The following is a 17,749-nucleotide window of genomic DNA, read 5'->3' as shown; positions in this document are numbered from 1 at the left end:
CGATCAGCGCACCGAGTTGATCAAAAATTGGAACAGGTTATCGGCAATGGAAATCGCTTGGGCCGCGGCCTGATAGGCTTGCTGAAAACGTAATAGGTTGGCGGCTTCTTCATCCAGGTTGACGCCTGAGAAACTGTCTCGCGCCAGGATAGCCTGATCATTCAAGACGCGTTGTGCGTCGCGGCCGATCTCCGCCTCGCGGGTTGCCGTGGCAACGCTGCCGACCAAACCGGCATAGTTTTCCAGTGAGGTGGTGTTGCCGCCATTGAACACACCGGAATCCCGCAAATCCGCCAATGCCAGCGCGTTGCTGTTGTCGCCCACGGCGCCAGCGTTGGACGAGATGCTGAATCGGTCTCCGGTGCTGGGTGTTCCCTCGATCTGAACGCGCCAACCGTTGATATCGATATCGGCACCGCTGGTATAGGCGAAACTGCCACTGCCGTTGACGCTATAGGTGGTGGCGCTGGTGAACTCGATATCCACATTTTGGAGCAGGTTGGGATCGTTAATATCCAGCACGCTCGGGGTGGCGATAGTCGCCGTTCCCAGATTATTGACCTCAGCGTTGGACCGTACGGGGGCGGCAGCGGCCACGTCTTGTGGATTGGCAATGGCCACGTCAACTAATGAGGCGGCACCTCGTGTCGGTCGAATTTCATATCGGTCGCCGGCATTGGGTGAGCCCGAGATGGCAACTGAAAGGCCATCGACGTTAAAGGGTCCCGCCCCGGTAAACGTGGCGCCGTCATCGAGCCGGAGCAATTGCCACTGACTGCCGTCATAACTCAACTGATAATCGGATGTGGTCAGACCCGCGGCGCTGGTCACCGTCGCGCTGATGGTGGCCGTTCCGGTATTAGACGTACCAGGCAGTATTTTCGGTTGAGAAACAGAGAAAAAATCTTGCCCAAGCTGACCACCCAGATCCATTCCCATGCGGTGCTGGGCGTTAAAGCTCTCGGCAAAACCCAGTGCCAACTGGCCCAGCTGATTTTGGGCGGGTATCAGGGTGTCGTCCCGAAACTGGCTCAGTCCGCCGATCTCGCCGCCTTGCAGGGCACCAGTGATCAGATCGCCGGTCGGACTGCCGTAGGCGATTTCCACGCGACTGGAATCGAAGGGATTGTTGACGGCATACAAGGTGGTCGGCCGGCTACCCACCACCAGCGGTTGTCCGTTGCCGATGAACACGTTCATCGAGCCGTCTTCCTGAATCAATGTCGATACGGATGTGAGCTCGGAAAGCTGACGGACCAGTTCGTCGCGTTGATCCAACAGGTCGTTGGCGGGTTGGCCTTGGGACAGACCTTCGATACGGCCGATCTCCGTATTGAGTGCAGCGATTTCTTCGGCAATTTGGTTGACCTCGACCACGCCGTCGCGAAGACGTTGATTGACCTCGGTGTTCAGATCGCCGAGCCGACCGTCGATGTACTCGAAGCGATTGACCAGGGCCTCGGCTTCACTGATTAACAATTGCCGTTCGGGAACCGAGGAGGGGTTCTCAGACACCACTTGAACCGCGTCGTAGAAGTTCTGCAGGCTGGGCGCCAGTCCCGTCTCGGAATCGGCGAGGATGTTGTCGATCTTCGTGGCCAGCCCATAGTAGGCATCGAGCTGTTGGAAGTTCGACGTGGTATTGCGTAACTGACCGGTCAGAAAATCATCGTAGTCCCGTTCGACGGTGACCACCGTGACACCGGAGCCGATATTGCCGGCACTGGATACCTGCGCATTCTGGGTCGCGAACTCCACCGATTGCCGACTGTAGCCCGGTGTGTTGACGTTGCTGATGTTATGGCTCGTGGTCGCAATTGCCCTTTGAAAAGCAACTAAACCGGAAATACTTGTAGATAACGGGTCGGCCATGGGATGTCCTCGTGTCTAACTTAGGTTAGCGGTTCTGGAGGGTTCATCTTTAGTTTCGCCAGCGCGTTGTTGAACGTTTCGCCGCGGAGGATGCCCCGGATTTTTTCAGCGTATTGGGGGTCGGTGGCGTATCCCGCGTCCTGCAGCGCTTGGGTGAAGGCCGTTGCGTCGCCTCCGGCCGCGAGCACGGGTCGATAACGCTCAGAGCCCGAGAGCAGCCGGCCATAGTCCTTCACACTTTCGCCCAGTGAGCCGTAAGCGCGGAAATCTGCTTGAGTCCGGAATGCCTTGCCGTTTCGAAACTCCAAGGTCGGTACCTCAACGCGTGAGCCTTGCCACTGACTCCCGGCTTTGATCCCGAACACATTGAAGCTGGTCCGTCCGTTGGGGTGACGAATCTGATGCTGTCCCCAACCGGTTTCCAGCGCGGCTTGAGCCATGATGAACCGCGGATCCACACCGAGCTGTTTTCCGACCTCACGGGCGTGGGGCACCAGTGCGGCCAGGAATTCCCGCGCCGATCCGGGTTTCCAGTCGATACGTGATGCAGAAAGGGGGGAGCGTACCGTCCGCAAATCCTGGGTCAGTGGCACGGCTTCGCCTTCGGCAGGCGGTCCTCCGAGCTGCTTGACCAGCATCTCGGCGATCCCGATACCTTGGTCTTTCGACAGCTCGACACTCAGTTGCTGATCGAACATGTCGCGGTAAAACCGGGTAGTCTCCGTATCCATGAAGCCTTCACCCAACTCGGCCGCGCGCATGCTTTTGAGCAATATGTGGATGAATATGGCCTCAAATTGCCGCGCGGCGTCCGGCAGGGCGCGTTGCGTACCTTGTTCGGCCTGGGCCCGCAAAGCCGACAGGCCGCCGAGATCGGTATAAATGCCAGGATCGGTGGGGGCTAGTGGGTTCATATCACGATCAACTGAGCGCGCAGCGCACCGGCACTTTTCAGCGCTTCCAAAATGGCCACCAAATCGCCCGGTGCGGCACCCACTTCGTTGACCGCGCGGACGATTTCGTCCAATGAGACGCCCGGATCGAACAGAAACATCCGCGTTTCCGGCTGACTGATTTCAATCTGCGTTTGGGGGACGACGACCGTTTCCCCTTCGCTAAACGGCGCCGGTTGCGAGACGGTCGGTTCCTCACTAATCGTGACGGTGAGGCTGCCATGGGTCACGGCGGCAGGCATCACCCGAACGTGGCTGCCGATCACCACCGTGCCGGTGCGTGAATTGACGATGACCCGGGCCGGTGCATCGCCGGGTTCCACCTCGAGGTTTTCAAGTACGGAGATGAAGGCCACCCGTTGTGCCGCATCGCGGGGGGCAACCACCTCCACCGAAATGGCATCGACAGCCCGGGCGGTATTCACGCCCATGGTGTCGTTAATGCTTTGCGCCAAACGATGAGCGGAGGTGAAATCCGGTGTGTGCAGATTGAGCACGATGGAACTGAACTTGGCGAATGCCGATTGAACCACACGCTCCACCGATGCGCCGGCGGGAATCCGTCCGGTACTGGGTACGTTCACGGCGATTCGCGAGCCATCACCACCCGAAACGCCCAGTCCGCCCACCACGAGGTTTCCCTGAGCGATGGCGTAAACCTGTCCATCGGCCCCTTTCAGCGGGGTCATCAGCAGCGTGCCGCCTCGCAGGCTCTCGGCATTGCCGAGTGACGAGACCGTGACGTCGATTCTCTGGCCGGGTTTGGCAAAGGCGGGTAAATCGGCGTGTACCGCCACCGCGGCGATGTTCTTTAACTGAGGGTTGACGTCATTGGGAACGACGACGCCGAACTCGGCCAGCATATTTCGCAAGCTTTGCAGGGTGAACGGCGTCTGGCTGGTCTGGTCTCCTGTACCGTCCAAGCCTACGACCAAACCGTAACCGATCAGTTGGTTCGATCGAACGCCGGCCACTGACGCCAAATCTTTGATGCGTTCGGCATGCGCGGCGGGCACCGCTAGAACGAGTGTGAGCGTGAACAGGACAAAGCCAAACGCGTGGCGGGTGGCACTATCGAATGTCATAACCACCTCTCAGAACGGCCAGACTGGCGAGTTGAAGAAGCGAGCCGCCCAGCCTTGCGCATTGGCATCGGCCAAGGCTCCGCGGCCGCTATAGGTGATGCGGGCGTCGGCCACCTTGGTCGACGGCACTGTGTTGTCCGGCGCGATATCGGTGGGACGAATAATGCCCGTGATCCGAACCACTTCCTGTCCCTGGTTTAAGGTGATCCACTTCTCTCCCTCCACCAGCAGGTTGCCGTTGGCGTGCCGGCTCACCACCTGAACGGTGATGCTGCCTTGTAAGCTGTTGCTTTGCGCACTTTGGCCGGCACCTTCGAAGGCGCGTTCGCCGCCAATGGTGGTTTCGAACAATGGGATGCCTTTGCGCAGGATTTCCTTACCGAACACGATGGGGTTGTCGATGCTCACCGACTCGTCTTTGCTGGTGCTGGTGGTGGCACTCTTGCTGGCGTTGGTGTTCTCCTCCAGCAGAATGGTCAGCACATCGCCGATCCGCCGTGCCGTCCGGTCTTCGAACAGCGGCCGCTCGTGACCGGGCTGAAAAATGGAACCGGGGTTGATCTGCGTCGTCTGCGGCGGATAGACCAGGGTCGGCGGGGGCGTTTGCATTTCCACCACCGGGGTGGTCGCACACCCGGAAAGGCAAACCGCCAGGCAGATAAGTCCGCCGGTCAGCCAAGGTTTCTTAAGCGTTATCGCCATCGTGCACGGCCCCTAATCAGGTGTTATTGGTGATGTATTGCAACATTTGGTCGCTGGTGGAGATCGCCTTGGAGTTCATTTCGTAAACCCGTTGGGTTTCGATCATGTTGACCAGCTCTTCCACCACATTGACGTTCGATCCTTCCAATGATCCCTGGACCAGCGTGCCCAGTCCGTTCAGGCCGGGTGTGCCCGTCTGCGGCGCGCCACTGGCCCCGGATTCCAGGAACAGATTCTCGCCGCGAGGCTGAAGGCCCGAGGGATTGATGAAATCCACCAGCTGCAGCGAGCCCACCTGGGTGGGGCTGGCTTGGCCGGCAATCTGCACTGACACCACGCCATCGGTACCGATGGTGACGGACTGAGTGCCCGTGGGCAGGGTGATGGCCGGCTGAATTTGATAACCACTGGAGGTGACCAGCTGTCCTTGATCGTTGGCGGCCAGCGAGCCGTCCCGGGTATAGGCGGCGGTGCCATCAGGCATGAGCACTTCCAAAAAACCACGCCCCTGAATTGCGACGTCCAAAGAGTTATTGGTTTGCACCAGTCCTCCCTGGGTGAACAGTTTTTCGGTGGCGACGGTTCGGACCCCGGTGCCCAGCGACAGACCGGAAGGCAGTTCGGTCTGCTGGCTGCTTTGCCCGCCAACTTGCCGCACGTTTTGATAGAGCAAGTCTTCGAACACTGCCCGGCCACGTTTGTAGCCGGTGGTATTGGCATTGGCCAGGTTATTGGAGATTGTGGCCATGCGCGTTTGCTGCGCATCCAAGCCGGTTTTGGCAACCCAAAGAGCTAAATTCATCGTGTTCTTTCCTCAAGCGACCCTAGGCCGGTTGTGCTTATTCCATCCGGAGCAGTTTTGCTGACGTTTCGTCGTTCTGTTCGGCGGTTTGCAGTGCTTTCACGTGCATCTCGAACTGCCGGGCCAAAGAGATCATGTTGACCAGCGCTTCTGCCGCATTGACATTGCTGGATTCCAGCGCACCGCTGACCAACTGAACGCTGGCATCGGGCGCCACGGTGGTGCCCTCGGGGACGCGCAGTAGTCCGTCTTCCCCTTTGTAGAGTTGATCCGAGGGAGGATTGACGAGCTTGATACGGTCAATGACCGCCACGGTATTGGGTGTAAGTCCTAAGGGAATGAGCGAAACCGTACCGTCTCGCCCCACCTCGATTTTGGAGGAGGGGGGGACCACGACCGGGCCCGATTCGCCGAGAACCAAATGTCCCGCGCCGGTCTCTAAAAGGCCCGTTTCCGTAACGTGCAGATCGCCCGCCCGGGTGTAGGCCTCGGTGCCATCGGGTGCCTGGACTGCGATGTAACCCTCGCCGCGAACAGCGACATCCAGATCCCGGCCGGTGGTCATTAAGGGGCCGGAGGAGAGATCGAGTCCGGCATCGTTGGCTACCGCATACACCCGGCTGGCATGCCCAGGCCCATAGACCGGCAAGCTTTTGAATGCCTCAAAACTGGCGCGAAAACCCGGTGTGGTGGCATTGGCCAGATTGTTGTTGTTGGCGGTCTGGGCGTCGAAGATTTGCTTCGCGCCCGCCATGGCCAGATAAACCATTTTATCCATCTTGCCCTGTGCTCCCCGCGTATCCGCTCGTCATGACGCCTTAACGAATGTTGATGATGGTTTGGGTCACGCTGTCGGCCGTAGAGATCACCTGCGCATTGGCCTGAAAGTTACGTTGCGCGGTGATCAAATTGACCAATTGTTCTGTCAGGTCCACATTCGAACCTTCCAGCGCACCGGACTGAATCAAACCCAGACTGCCTGTGCCCGCTTGGCCCAAAACCGCCGTGCCGGAGGAAAAAGTTTCCGCCCAAGACGTGTTCCCTTGCTGTTGCAAACCTTGGGGATTGGGGAAGTTGGCCAGCGCGATTTGGCCCAAGGGTTGCGATTGGCCGTTGGTGAACCGGGCCAGCACAACTCCGCTCGGGTCGACGTCGATTCCGGACAAACGGCCGGAAGCGAAACCGTCTTGCATTAACTGGTTAACGCCAAAACCGCCCCCGTATTGGGTGGCGTTGGAGTAGTTCACTGTGGGGCTTAGCGGGGCGGCCCCGTTCGTCGGCGTGAAGGTGCCGAAGTTGATATCGCCATTGGCGGGTGTGTTCAGCGTGCCGTCGGGGTTAAACACCAACTGTTGCGCACCGCCGATTGCTGTGCCGTCGATGTAGAAATACGCATCCCAGGTGTTGGCCGTGGTGCCGTCCTTGACGAAATACAGGGTTCCGGTCATGGCGGTACCTAAAGAGTCGTAGACCGTCGTGGAGGTGGAACCGTTAAAACTGGTCGCGTCGTTGGGGTCGAATACCGGGGTCGGCGGAGCGCTGTCGTCGGCGGGCAGATTGGCGCCTACCTCAATGGATGTCGTGGGGCTGGGCGCGCCTTCGGTGGTATCCAGGCGCAGATCGGTCAACACACCGGTGTTAATTTGTCCTGTGCTGTTGGGCGGGTAGACCTGAACTCGCATGTTCTGGGCATTCACCACGTAGCCTTCCCGGTCGACGCTGAAAGTCCCGGCGCGAGAATAGTTCAAACTGCCCTCATCGCTGAGGACAAAAAAACCTTCACCACTGATGGCCATATCCAGGCTGTTGTCGGTGAAGTCGATGTTCCCCTGGCCAAATTGCTGAGACACATTCGACAGACGCACGCCACTCCCGGTGGCGGTATCGCTGATACCTTGATAGGCCACGGCGTAGACGTCGCCAAACTCGGCGCGAGACCCCTTGAAACCAACGGTGGCTGTGTTGGCGATGTTGTTGGCCGTGACACCGAGATCCGATGAGGCGGCGTTAAGGCCGCTGAGTGCAATACGAAAAGGCATAGTTCACTCCCAATTATTCTCTTGATTCGATGGGGCTTTAGCCCTATCCGATCTGCTTGACCTCGGCGAGTCGCATGGAATCGCCGCCTTCGAGGTTGAGCGTGAGTGATTCACCCTGACGGGCTAGGCTCACACTATCGACGCGGCGGTGTAGGTAGATGTCCGCTCCCGTGTCACCCGACTCGGTGGCGACCTGCGCTTGAACCTGGTAACGCCCGGCGGGAACGGGATTTCCTGCCGAATCTGTCCCATCCCAGTTGAACGAGGCATCACCTTTTGCCTGGGTGCCGAGATCGAGTGTGCGGATCAATTCGCCTGATTCGTCGGCGATGTTGACGCGTAGATTACTGGTGGAGAACGCCAGATCTACCGTTCCTGTGATGGACTGCCCCGCGTTGATGGCGGCCTCGTTACCCCGAACCAAGACATTCCGATCCACCAAATTGGCGGCCATCAGAGCCTGATTGGCATAGAGACTCTCAGCGAGCGTCGAGAATGAGGCTTGCAGGTCTTGAATGCCGGAGACGGTGCCGAACTGGGCGATTTGCCCCAAGAACTCGCCATTTTCCATGGGCTCGAAAGGATCCTGGTTTTGTAACTGTGTGGTCATCAGTTCCAGGAAGTCGTCTTGTCCCAAATCCTTATTGGTCTTGGAGTCGGGTGTACTACGGACCAGCCCAAGATCCTGAAGACGTTCGAAATCGGTAACGGGTGTCATGATGGTTGGCCTCGGTTATTGTCCAAGTGACAAAGTACGCATCAGAAGCTGCTTTGATGTGTTCATGACTTCGACATTGTTTTGGTAAGCGCGTGATGCCGAGATCATATTCACCAACTCTTCTATGGCGTTGACGTTGCTGCCGTAGACGTAGCCGTTATCATCTGCCTCGGCGTGGCCCGGCTGATATAGGCGCGGCGCGGGTGCTTGACTTTCGATCACCCCCGCCACCCGGACGCCGGCATAGCCTTCCGGTGCGCCAGCTGCTTTGAGCACGCTCAAGAAGTAGGGCTGGCGGCTTCGGTAAGCACTCTCTGCGCTACCGCTCACGGTGTCGGCGTTGGCGATGTTGCTGGCGGTGGTGTTCAATCTCACCGATTGAGCCGTCATACCCGAGCCGGCGACGTCGAAAATTTGAAATAGCGACATGGCTTAACCTTCTCCTCCGACAATGGCCATTCGGATCCCCCGAATCTTGCCGCTGATAAATTGGAGCGTGGCTTGATATCGAATGGAGTTTTCGGCAAACGCAGCCTGTTCGGTTTGAGCGTCCACCGTGTTTCCGTCCAACGAGGGTTGGATGGGTACGCGGTAGAGCAGTTCGCCGCTGGAATCGCCCATCTGAGTGGTTTGGGTGATGTGCGAGCGATGAGTTTTCGTCATGACAGGCGCTTGTGGTTTCGTGGTGTTCGCGAGTACGGATCGAAAGTCCACGTCGCGCGCCTTGTAATGTGGCGTGTCGGCATTGGCTATATTGGATGCCAGCGTCTGACTGCGTTTGCTATAGACGGACAACGCCCTTTGGTGTCCTCCGAAAACTTTGTCGATATCCAGTGCCATACGTTGGGGCTCCACGTTTAGTTTTCCTTATTGCAAGCATCAAGCGTGCCAGCATGGAAAAAACCTTCTAAACAATGGTGTTGGTGAGGATTCGAAGCTGTTTGCAGGGGGAGGCCGGCAAGTCGTTGCCGGGGGGTGGCAAAGGTTAGCTTTGGGAGGTGTTGCCGCTTGCCTGCTCAACAGTGCTTAGTGATTTGCGTCGGTAGGCGACACCGGTGCCGGCGAAGGTGATTTGCTCAAAGTACTTGGAGCCGAAGCCCGGGTGCTCGGAAGCACCCAGCAGCAGAAAGCCGCCGGGAACCAGGGCGCCGGCCAGTCGTTCTAGGATGTCCGCCTTGGTCTCCGGGGAGAAATAAATCAGGACGTTTCGGCAGAGGATGATTTGGAAGTGACCAAACGAGGCGTAGTCATCCAAGAGGTTGTGACGGACGAAACTCACGCGGCGGGCAAGTTGACGGTTCACGGCCCAGCCGTCATCCACCTGATCAAAAAAGAGTTTTCGCCGTTCGGGCGAAAGTCCGCGATCCAGATCCCGTTCTGTATAAACGCCTCGTCGAGCCGATTTGATGGCTTCGGCGGAAATATCAGTACCCAGGATGGTGGGTTCCGGTAGTTGCTTTGGATTCAGGCGCAGAAACTCCTCGACAGCGATATTGATCGAATGGGTCTCCTGGCCATAGGAGCAGGCGGCTGACCACACCTTCAGGCGCCGAGGTTGGCTTTTGGCAACGATAGGAAGTACGTGCCGCTGCAGCAGTTCGAAGGGAGATCGGTCACGAAACCAGGACGTTTCTTTGGTCGTCATGGCTTCGACCACCCGGTGTAAAGTAGCCGGCCGGGGATCGCGGTGGATGTAGTTCAGCAAATCGTCGATCGTGGAGAAGCCGAATTCGTTGAGCAGCGGGGTCAGGCGCGTTGTCACGAGGTATTGTTTGTCCCCGCCCAAGACAATTCCGCATAGTCCTTCCAGTAGCACACGAAAACGATCGTAAGCGTTCTGGCTTAACTCGTAGTCACGATATGCCATTGCATTGATTCAATTTGGATGGATAACTCGCTTTCCAGTCGTAAAGAGCGACTTTTCTTTGTTAAGCATATCGCGTTGAGGCGGGAATTGCCGCAAGCGATTCGATTAATCGGTTCTCTCGGCGACGTGTTTGCGGCGGCGAAGGGGTTTAGCTCCGGATCGCGCGGCCGGATCACTGTACGACAGGCGGTTACGGCCGGAGTACTTCGCCTCATACAGTTTTTCATCGGCCTCGCGTAACCATTCCTGAACAGTCAGGCCCGGTCGCCAGGTGGCCAGTCCGATGCTGACGGTCAAGCGGCGATTTGGGAGCGCGGGAAAACGTGTTGCGGCAATTTTTCGCCGTAGCCGCTGGGCCAGTAAAACAGCGCCTGCGAGGTGCGTGTCGGGGAGAAGCAGTACAAATTCTTCACCACCGTAGCGAAATAAGCCATCACTGGAGCGGATTCCAGATTTCAACAAGGTCGCGGTCTCCGAAATCATCTCGTCTCCGGTGATATGACCGCAGGCATCGTTGATCCTTTTGAAATGATCAATGTCGATCATCGCTAGACAAATCGGCCATCCTTGCCGACCGGCTTGGGCGAGTTCACGTTCCACGCATGCTTTAAAGGTCCGCCGGTTCGGCAACCCGGTCAGTTCGTCCAGGCACGCATCGCGTTGCGCCTGTAAATATAAGACCGCGTGGTACAGCGGTGTGCACAGATAACACAACGCTTCCTCGAGGCGATCCAGCGACGCAGGGTCAAATGTTTGACGGCGATACACCGTCAGTTCACCCAAGTCTTGATCCTGGTAGTTCAAGTCATAGTGCGCGTTATGGCCGGCTAATTGTCCGGTTTCCCAGCTCGTTTTGGTGGTTTTGAGCCGATAGCTCAGGCCCTCGAAGGTGGTTGTTGTCGCGAGGAATTGTGCGAACGATTTCAGAAGATATTCCAATTGCAGCGGCGCTTGCACCTGGAAACGAAGTCCGGGCGATGTGGCGTGTTCATCCAATTGCTTTTGAGTTGGACGAGCGCTCAACTGAAAAGGCGACTTGGCTGGCAAGGACTCGAACTGTTTCACCGTACAACTTCCTATGGGGGTACGCATTACTTAGTAAGCAAATTGCGTGCCACAATCGAAGCTGTGACGTGGGGCGTGGCCGGTTGCCGTATCGCTACGGTCGGCTAGTTATTCCCAACGAGTTGACCGGGTTTGGGCAGGTTCGCCAATTGCTGAGCGAGGAAGCTGGACGTGCTGGTCAGTTGGCTGAGTAGAGTATCTAACGCTGTGAATTGTTCACGATAGCGCGCTTCGACAGCATTCAGGCGGTCTTGTAAGGCCAGCCGTTGTTCTTCGATGTCCTTAATACTGTCTTTTAACCCGGTTGTCCGCGAGTCGATCACGCCGCCGGTGGATAGATAGCCATCGACCAACGAATCCAGTCGAACCGCAAAGCCGTTTTCACTGGAGAACAGCTCTCCAATGGCGTCGAAGTCGGACTCCAGCGCGGCATCGAGGGTTTCAGAATCGACTTCGAGTTTCCCCTCAAGGCTAGTGCTGATGCCGATTTCCGCGAGGGTCGAGAAGGGACCATCTAGACCGTCAATTGATTTGCCCAGTTCGCGTCGAATCTGGAAGGAAATGTTTCGGAGGGTGGAGTCTCCTAGCAGGACGGATGTGGCCTGGGTGTCGGCGTCATAGCTGCCTAGATTACTGATGGTATCCACCAGTTTGTTGAAACTTGACACAAAACTGTCGATTTTTTCTCGGACGCCGTCTTTATCCAAGCTGACCGTCAAATCGGTTTTGGTTCCCACCTCGGCCGCGACCAAATTCAACGTCGTACCGGGTATTGCGCCGGCGATCTCATTGATGGAACTCGTTACGGTGAGGCCGTCGATTTTGATGACCGCATCAGCCGCCGGTTGGGCGACGGTAAGATTGGTGACGCCGCTGCCGGGCGGATCGGGATCATAGACCAGACTGGTCAAGCCGCCGTCACCTCCCGATGTGGTGACGGTGATGGCATTGGCGGTGCCGGTCTCGTCGGAGGCGAGCACCAACGATGCGCCATCGTCTGAGTTGATGATACGTGCCGTGACCCCGGTGTTGTCGGACGCGTTGTTGATCGCATCCCGGATATCTGTCAGGGAGTCGCTGCCAGCCTCGATGCTGACGGAAAAACTTTCGCTGCCCACCGAGAGGGTCAGCGTGCCATTGCCAACCGTCGTATCCGCCGAGGCGAACGCGCCCGAGACGAGTTTCTGCGCTTGAGCCAAGGCGAGCACTTCGATCTCGTAGCTGCCGGGTGTGGCGCTACTCAATGCACTGGCGGTGAATAGATCCTGGTTCGCGGACAGGGCTGTACGGGCCTGGAAGTTTGTCAGGTCTTTCAATCCCGACAAGCCGGTTTGAAAATCAGCCAAGGCACCTTTCAAAGAACCGAATGCGGAGAGCTTGGTCTGGAACCTGGCCTCCTGCGTATCGAGGCGCAGCGCCGGGCCCTGCCCTTCGGCAGCGACCAGCTGCGAAACCAGGGAGTTGATGTCTAAGCCGGAGCCCAAACCTGGCGATGCAATCGATGCCATGATGCGTATCCTATGGCCTGCGACCGATGGTCGTCGGAGATTGTATGTTCATCTCGGGTCAAACTTGCTCACGAATGAGCTGTAGTTCGCCGTTCTTTGCTTTGTCTGCGATACTCATAAATTCCTCCGGCGGAATTTGCCGAATGAGCTCTCCGGTATCGGCATCGAGCACACGAATGACAGTTCGTCCGCTATTGTTGTCGACAGAAAACTGCAGTTGTCGACTCACCGACTGAACACGGTCATTCAATTGCGTGATCACCTCGGCGAGATCTCGCTCGCCCACCGCTTTCCGATCGACCTGATCTTCGTCTTTCGTCGGTCCGGGTTCCGGAACTTCAGGCACGGCGGGCCGAAGTTTCTCTGCCGGCGATGATCGCTCTATGTTGTCGATACGCGTTAACTGGTTTATTTCTCCAGTCACCTTCCAACCCTCCCGGGTCTATGGTGACGTCGCCCGCGACGTTGTTCCATAGATCCTTATCCCGTCCTTACGTCCTCCGGTTTCGACCGCCAGGGGATCGTGCGACGGATTCGCCAAGGTCGCCTGCCTGGTCGGACTCTACAGGCGACATTAGTATTGGGTTTGTTCAATTGGGGCTCGGGCTTGGACCAGATAGCCCAAACCCGAGCCTGTTATTATCAGTTCCTCAACGAATCGTCGAGGCGCCTTACCTTACTGGAGCAGCGCCAGGACGTTCTGGGGAACCGCGTTGGCCTGCGCCAGGACGGATACGCCGGCCTGCTGCAGGATCTGAGCCCGGGTCAACGCCGCGGTTTCCGCCGCGAAGTCGGCATCGACGATACGGGAACGAGAGGCGCTCAGGTTTTCCGAGGTCGTGCTCAAGTTCGCAATGGTCGACTCGAAGCGGTTCTGGATAGCACCCAGATCCGCGCGGGCGCTGTTGATGGTGCTCAAGGCCGCATCCACCGCTTTAATCATCGTGTCGGCGTTGGTTGCCGTGGTGACATCGCGGCTGCTCAAACCGTTGGAGCCCAGGGTTACCGTTTCGGAGGCGTTGAAACCGATCAACGCGCCGCCGGTGCTACCCGCGACGGCAATATTCTCCGAGGCCGACAAGGTGATGGTCCCCCGGGTCGTGTCGGTGTTCGTCAGGGAGCCTGCGGTGGCGCCGAAGAAGGTCCCGGCAGTAATCGAAGTATCCGCGTCGACGATGGTCTCGTCGATTTCCAGGTTACGTCCCTGGGAGCTCGTGAGGGTGATGTCACTGCCGGACAGCGAAGCACTCACGAAGGTCGTGCCGGTGTAGGAGTTGATGGCATCCACCACGTTTTGAGCCGACAAGCTCGTCAGGTCGCCACCATTGATGACGGTGGTGCCGTTGAGTTCCAAAGTGTACGTATCACCCGCACCCGCACCGGCAAAGGCCGCTGTGGTGAAGGTTTCACTGACATTGTTGGCGGTGGCGCTCAGGCCTTCGACGCCCGAGGCGTTGATGGCCGCGGCTTTGGCATAGGCGCTGGTGGAGTCGCCGCCGTTGCCGCTGGAATCGGCATAGTCGGCCGAAGCGGCAATGTTCACAGCGGTGTTGGTGCCAATGGTGATGGTGAGATCACCGCCACCGGCTATGGCAGCGCCGCTCACTTCACCGGCGTTGCCGGCAGCCGTGTTGGTGCCGGTACCCTCAGCAATTTTACCCAACTGAAGGGTGGTGGCGTTGGCGATTCCGCTGACCGTGATGGTTTGGCCCACGTTGGCGCCCACCTGGAAGACTTGATCGACGAAACTGCCGTCCAGCAGTTTCAGCCCGTTGAACTCAGTTTGTCGGGCGACGCGGTCGATCTCCGCCAAACGCTGCTGGACTTCGGCGTCCAGCGCGGCACGGTCGGCAGATGTGTTGGTGGCGTTTCGAGCCTGGACGCCCAGTTCACGAATACGTTGCAGGTTGTTGGTGACCTCGACCAGGGCACCTTCTGCGGTTTGCGAGAGAGAAATACCGTCGTTGGCATTTCGGACGGCTTGATTCAAGCCCCGGATCTGGGTGTTGAATCGCTCAGAAATTGCCAAACCGGCGGCATCATCTTTCGCGCTGTTGATCCGGAGACCGGATGACAAGCGTTGTAAAGATGTCTGAAGAGCGTTCTGAGAGCTGTTCAAATTTCGCTGCGCCGTTAGCGACGCGATGTTGGTATTGATAATCTGCGGCATTTTCGGATTCTCCTGATTATTCTGTAGTGTCCCCAGGCCGTGGCATGGGAAAATTCTTGCCAGCGGCCAAGGCCCGTCGCGGAGAGCTTTTGCCGCTGTCAGCCTTTTATCGGAATAGAGTCACTAAACCTTTAGCCAAGAGATTGACACACGGGAATCAGCCGCTGCTATAGCGATCGATGAAGCGCTTTTTGGTCTTTACAATGTGTCCGTCAAATACTTGACCAATCAAGTCGGCGAGATCGTCATCGGTGCTTAAAGAAACCGTCTAGTGGGTCGCTAAGAACGGAGTGCGTAGCCATCAAATCGGGGATAGTCATTAGATGTCTTATCGAAACGCCACCAAGGCTTATCAACAAGTAGGTACGCAGAGCGCGGTCGACAATGCGAGTCCGCATCGTTTGATATCGATGCTCATGGACGGTGCTTTAGAGCGAGTGGCCGCGGCGAAGGGGCTGATGCAACACGGCGACGTTGCGGGCAAGGGGCTTCAGATCAGCAAAGCCATCGCCATCGTCGATGGGCTTCGAATGAGTTTGGATCTGGAAGCGGGCGGGGAAATTGCTGCTAACCTCGACAATCTCTACGAATATATCGGGCGGGTGTTGTTGCAGGCCAATCTCAACAATAACCCGACACAGCTTGACGAAGTGGCCGACCTAATCCATGAATTGAAGGGCGCATGGGAAGCCATACCACCCAGTATCCGCGGTGTTCCGCCCAGCGTTGCCGAAGCGGAAGCTCGCGCTGGCGCCAGGTAACGCAGCATGACGGAGTCGATTGCTCCTTTGGTATGCCCCAAGCGTAAACATCATCTCGAAACGGTCCTGGAAGTGACTCAGCGGATGTTGGCTTCGGCCGAAGAGGCGCAGTGGGATACCGTCTTCAGGTTGCAAGCCGAGCAACACCTGCAGCTCCAGAAAGCTTTCCTTCAGCCGGTCACGGGGGCTGAGTCTATGGGCGTTGCTGACACGCTGGCACGGATTCAGGAACTGACCGATCAGGTTATCAGCCTCGTGGGCGATGCCCACCACGAATTGGCGGAAGATCTGTCTCGCACGAGTCGCGGTCGCAAGGCGGCGGCGAAGTATCGGGCAAACGTTTTCCCGTGATTCGTCCTTCGACAGACATTCTCTCCGAATCTTGACTCCTCCCACTTGACGATTTTCCAAACAGGTTTCGTTTCTCGAAATTTTTGAGCTGGCGACAGAAAATTGACATTCCGTGTATGGCGTGCTCGAATGCAGTAAGGAGAGCGAGACCCTGGGAAAGTGTCGAAATGCGCCACGCGACATCGCAGATCGAAGCATCCCGTCACTTCCCACCTCATGGTTGCGTTTCGGACTGATGCGTATAGTTGTTCTGCCGAGTGTGAGTCAGGGTATCGCGACCGGGCATGGTCCCATCTAACATTGAGGTTAAAATGCTGACCGATGCGCTTCGGTCAACGGGGAGCACCGCATGTAAACGCCTCTAAGCGTTCACGCGGTGGATTACAGAAGACCTGATGAAATGAGTTGATCGCTATGTCCAGATCGAAGGTGCTCATTATTGACGCCAACCGGGAGCGAGCCAGCGAATTGCGGGCGTTGTTGAAATTTATCGATTTCGACGCGGAGGAAGTTCGGGATCCCAGTCACTGGGACTGGTCATCCGATCAAACGGTTGAGTGCACGGCGGTTTGCGTCGGAGATGTCGATCCCGGCCGGATAAATCCCGACACGCTTAAAGATCTCCACGAGCAGCAACCACGATTGCCCATTTTGCTGTTGTCCGACCAAAGTCCCGAATTGATAGGGCATCCCACCTGGAAGGTCGATCAACCTATCAAATATCCGCAGCTATCAGAGACACTCCGCCTAGCGGAAATCTACCGCAATAGCCAAGGCGACGATGCATCACGACGTGTTGAACTGTTCCGTTCTCTGGTTGGAAACTCCCGAGCGATTCGGAATGTTCGCAAATTGATCAGCCAGGTTGCCGGCTCCGATGCCAACGTGCTGATTTTGGGCGAGTCCGGTACTGGTAAGGAAGTCGTTGCGCGGAACATCCACTATTACTCCACTCGCCGGGATGGTCCGTTTGTTCCGGTCAATTGCGGGGCTATTCCGTCCGATCTTTTGGAATCGGAGCTATTCGGGCATGAAAAAGGCGCATTTACCGGTGCGATTAGCAGCCGTCAAGGGCGTTTCGAAATGGCTCAAGACGGGACCTTGTTTCTGGACGAAATCGGCGACATGAGTCTGCCGATGCAGGTCAAGTTGCTCCGCGTTCTACAAGAGCGGGTGTTTGAACGTGTCGGAAGCAATAAAAGTATCCACTCCGATGCTCGGATCATTGCGGCTACTCACCGACAATTGGAAGAAAGCATCAAAGAGGGGCGCTTCCGTGAGGATTTGTTCTATCGCCTCAACGTGTTTCCCATCGAGATGCCGCCGCTGAGGGATCGACTCGAAGATTTACCTTTACTGATTGAAGAGTTGATTGCTCGAATCGAGCATGAGCGAGGTGTCACCGTTCGTTTGACTCCAGGAGCGGTGATCGCGCTGTGCCAATATCGTTGGCCCGGTAACGTGCGTGAACTCGCCAACCTGGTCGAGCGACTGGCGATTCTGTACCCCAACGGCAGTGTGGACGTGGGCGAGCTTCCCGACAAGTATCGCGGCAATAGTCAGAATGCCGTCACGGCACCGGAGTCGTTGGGTCAGCTCGGGGTGGAAGCCCCTAATGCGTTGCTGCAGATGCCTCGCCTTCCGAGAGAAGGGATTGATTTAAAAGGGCATTTGACCGAGGTGGAGATCAGTCTGATCGAACAGGCGTTGGACGCCACCGGTGGCGTGGTTTCAAGGGCAGCCAAGCTACTGAACGTCGGCCGGACTACTCTCGTCGAAAAATTACGCAAGTACGGCCTCAACCGCAACGACGAACTGTCGAATATTTGACGCTCGATTTGCGGGCTTAATTGTAA

18 protein-coding genes are annotated in these 17,749 nt (G+C 57.2%); 3 read left to right on the top strand and 15 right to left on the bottom strand.

Going from position 1 to position 17,749, the window contains the following annotated elements:
* Positions 1-3: 3 nt before the first annotated feature.
* The 15 genes from flgK to SVU69_01385 form a co-directional block, all read right to left on the bottom strand.
* Complete coding sequence (gene flgK, locus SVU69_01455) at positions 4-1,872, bottom strand: flagellar hook-associated protein FlgK (GenBank protein MDY6941662.1); 1,869 nt, start codon at positions 1,870-1,872, stop codon at positions 4-6.
* A 20-nt stretch (positions 1,873-1,892) separates the two neighbouring features.
* On the bottom strand, positions 1,893-2,786 hold the full coding sequence (gene flgJ / locus SVU69_01450) for a flagellar assembly peptidoglycan hydrolase FlgJ (protein ID MDY6941661.1): 894 nt from the start codon (positions 2,784-2,786) through the stop codon (positions 1,893-1,895).
* Positions 2,783-3,910 carry a flagellar basal body P-ring protein FlgI gene (locus SVU69_01445; protein MDY6941660.1) on the bottom strand — a complete coding sequence of 376 codons (1,128 nt, stop codon included), beginning with the start codon at positions 3,908-3,910 and terminating at the stop codon, positions 2,783-2,785. The genes flgJ and SVU69_01445 overlap by 4 nt, the downstream gene beginning before the upstream one ends.
* 9 nt (positions 3,911-3,919) lie before the next feature.
* On the bottom strand, positions 3,920-4,612 hold the full coding sequence (gene flgH / locus SVU69_01440; protein MDY6941659.1) for a flagellar basal body L-ring protein FlgH: 693 nt from the start codon (positions 4,610-4,612) through the stop codon (positions 3,920-3,922).
* A gap of 16 nt (positions 4,613-4,628) precedes the next feature.
* Positions 4,629-5,414, bottom strand: a complete 786-nt coding sequence (gene flgG, locus SVU69_01435; protein ID MDY6941658.1) for a flagellar basal-body rod protein FlgG — start codon at positions 5,412-5,414, stop codon at positions 4,629-4,631.
* Positions 5,415-5,451: 37 nt separating this feature from the next.
* A complete protein-coding gene (locus tag SVU69_01430) occupies positions 5,452-6,192 on the bottom strand; it encodes a flagellar basal body rod protein FlgF (GenBank protein MDY6941657.1) in 741 nt (246 codons plus the stop codon).
* 40 nt (positions 6,193-6,232) lie between these two features.
* Positions 6,233-7,453 (bottom strand): flagellar hook protein FlgE, encoded by a 1,221-nt coding sequence (gene flgE, locus SVU69_01425; protein MDY6941656.1) that lies wholly within the window; start codon positions 7,451-7,453, stop codon positions 6,233-6,235.
* A 43-nt stretch (positions 7,454-7,496) separates the two neighbouring features.
* Complete coding sequence (locus tag SVU69_01420) at positions 7,497-8,171, bottom strand: flagellar hook assembly protein FlgD (protein ID MDY6941655.1); 675 nt, start codon at positions 8,169-8,171, stop codon at positions 7,497-7,499.
* 15 nt (positions 8,172-8,186) lie between these two features.
* Positions 8,187-8,600 carry a flagellar basal body rod protein FlgC gene (flgC, locus tag SVU69_01415; protein ID MDY6941654.1) on the bottom strand — a complete coding sequence of 138 codons (414 nt, stop codon included), beginning with the start codon at positions 8,598-8,600 and terminating at the stop codon, positions 8,187-8,189.
* A 3-nt stretch (positions 8,601-8,603) separates the two neighbouring features.
* Positions 8,604-9,011, bottom strand: a complete 408-nt coding sequence (gene flgB, locus SVU69_01410) for a flagellar basal body rod protein FlgB (protein ID MDY6941653.1) — start codon at positions 9,009-9,011, stop codon at positions 8,604-8,606.
* A gap of 145 nt (positions 9,012-9,156) precedes the next feature.
* Positions 9,157-10,038: a protein-glutamate O-methyltransferase CheR gene (locus SVU69_01405; GenBank protein ID MDY6941652.1), complete on the bottom strand. Its 882-nt coding sequence runs from the start codon at positions 10,036-10,038 to the stop codon at positions 9,157-9,159.
* Positions 10,039-10,143: 105 nt separating this feature from the next.
* Positions 10,144-11,103, bottom strand: a complete 960-nt coding sequence (locus tag SVU69_01400) for a GGDEF domain-containing protein (protein ID MDY6941651.1) — start codon at positions 11,101-11,103, stop codon at positions 10,144-10,146.
* A 104-nt stretch (positions 11,104-11,207) separates the two neighbouring features.
* Positions 11,208-12,611 carry a flagellar filament capping protein FliD gene (gene fliD, locus SVU69_01395; GenBank protein MDY6941650.1) on the bottom strand — a complete coding sequence of 468 codons (1,404 nt, stop codon included), beginning with the start codon at positions 12,609-12,611 and terminating at the stop codon, positions 11,208-11,210.
* A 58-nt stretch (positions 12,612-12,669) separates the two neighbouring features.
* Complete coding sequence (locus SVU69_01390) at positions 12,670-13,035, bottom strand: flagellar protein FlaG (protein MDY6941649.1); 366 nt, start codon at positions 13,033-13,035, stop codon at positions 12,670-12,672.
* A gap of 252 nt (positions 13,036-13,287) precedes the next feature.
* A complete protein-coding gene (locus SVU69_01385; GenBank protein MDY6941648.1) occupies positions 13,288-14,781 on the bottom strand; it encodes a flagellin in 1,494 nt (497 codons plus the stop codon).
* A gap of 323 nt (positions 14,782-15,104) precedes the next feature.
* On the opposite strand from SVU69_01385, the gene fliS reads away from it, so the two are divergent.
* From fliS to SVU69_01370, 3 genes are all read left to right on the top strand, one after another.
* The gene (gene fliS, locus SVU69_01380) at positions 15,105-15,542 is read left to right on the top strand and encodes a flagellar export chaperone FliS (protein MDY6941647.1); all 438 of its coding nucleotides are present in this window, start codon (positions 15,105-15,107) and stop codon (positions 15,540-15,542) included.
* Positions 15,543-15,548: 6 nt separating this feature from the next.
* Entirely contained in the window at positions 15,549-15,893 is a 345-nt protein-coding gene (locus SVU69_01375) for a flagellar protein FliT (GenBank protein MDY6941646.1), read from the top strand.
* Between the two features lie 414 nt (positions 15,894-16,307).
* Positions 16,308-17,723, top strand: a complete 1,416-nt coding sequence (locus tag SVU69_01370; GenBank protein ID MDY6941645.1) for a sigma-54 dependent transcriptional regulator — start codon at positions 16,308-16,310, stop codon at positions 17,721-17,723.
* Positions 17,724-17,749 lie beyond the last annotated feature (26 nt).

This window comes from Pseudomonadota bacterium, assembly GCA_034189865.1.
GTDB lineage: Bacteria > Pseudomonadota > Gammaproteobacteria > UBA5335 > UBA5335 > JAXHTV01.
This window is presented reverse-complemented; position numbering and strand designations above follow the sequence as displayed.

What these genes read in the sequence shown, in the direction of transcription:
- SVU69_01405 (MDY6941652.1), bottom strand. Translation starts at nt 10,038, where the DNA reads ATGGCATATCGTGACTACGAGTTAAGCCAGAACGCTTACGATCGTTTT.
- SVU69_01445 (MDY6941660.1), bottom strand. Translation starts at nt 3,910, where the DNA reads ATGACATTCGATAGTGCCACCCGCCACGCGTTTGGCTTTGTCCTGTTC.
- SVU69_01385 (MDY6941648.1), bottom strand. Translation starts at nt 14,781, where the DNA reads ATGCCGCAGATTATCAATACCAACATCGCGTCGCTAACGGCGCAGCGA.
- flgG (MDY6941658.1), bottom strand. Translation starts at nt 5,414, where the DNA reads ATGAATTTAGCTCTTTGGGTTGCCAAAACCGGCTTGGATGCGCAGCAA.
- fliD (MDY6941650.1), bottom strand. Translation starts at nt 12,611, where the DNA reads ATGGCATCGATTGCATCGCCAGGTTTGGGCTCCGGCTTAGACATCAAC.
- flgB (MDY6941653.1), bottom strand. Translation starts at nt 9,011, where the DNA reads ATGGCACTGGATATCGACAAAGTTTTCGGAGGACACCAAAGGGCGTTG.
- SVU69_01375 (MDY6941646.1), top strand. Translation starts at nt 15,549, where the DNA reads ATGACGGAGTCGATTGCTCCTTTGGTATGCCCCAAGCGTAAACATCAT.
- flgH (MDY6941659.1), bottom strand. Translation starts at nt 4,612, where the DNA reads ATGGCGATAACGCTTAAGAAACCTTGGCTGACCGGCGGACTTATCTGC.
- SVU69_01430 (MDY6941657.1), bottom strand. Translation starts at nt 6,192, where the DNA reads ATGGATAAAATGGTTTATCTGGCCATGGCGGGCGCGAAGCAAATCTTC.
- SVU69_01420 (MDY6941655.1), bottom strand. Translation starts at nt 8,171, where the DNA reads ATGACACCCGTTACCGATTTCGAACGTCTTCAGGATCTTGGGCTGGTC.
- fliS (MDY6941647.1), top strand. Translation starts at nt 15,105, where the DNA reads ATGTCTTATCGAAACGCCACCAAGGCTTATCAACAAGTAGGTACGCAG.
- flgE (MDY6941656.1), bottom strand. Translation starts at nt 7,453, where the DNA reads ATGCCTTTTCGTATTGCACTCAGCGGCCTTAACGCCGCCTCATCGGAT.
- flgK (MDY6941662.1), bottom strand. Translation starts at nt 1,872, where the DNA reads ATGGCCGACCCGTTATCTACAAGTATTTCCGGTTTAGTTGCTTTTCAA.
- SVU69_01370 (MDY6941645.1), top strand. Translation starts at nt 16,308, where the DNA reads ATGTCCAGATCGAAGGTGCTCATTATTGACGCCAACCGGGAGCGAGCC.
- flgJ (MDY6941661.1), bottom strand. Translation starts at nt 2,786, where the DNA reads ATGAACCCACTAGCCCCCACCGATCCTGGCATTTATACCGATCTCGGC.
- flgC (MDY6941654.1), bottom strand. Translation starts at nt 8,600, where the DNA reads ATGTCGCTATTTCAAATTTTCGACGTCGCCGGCTCGGGTATGACGGCT.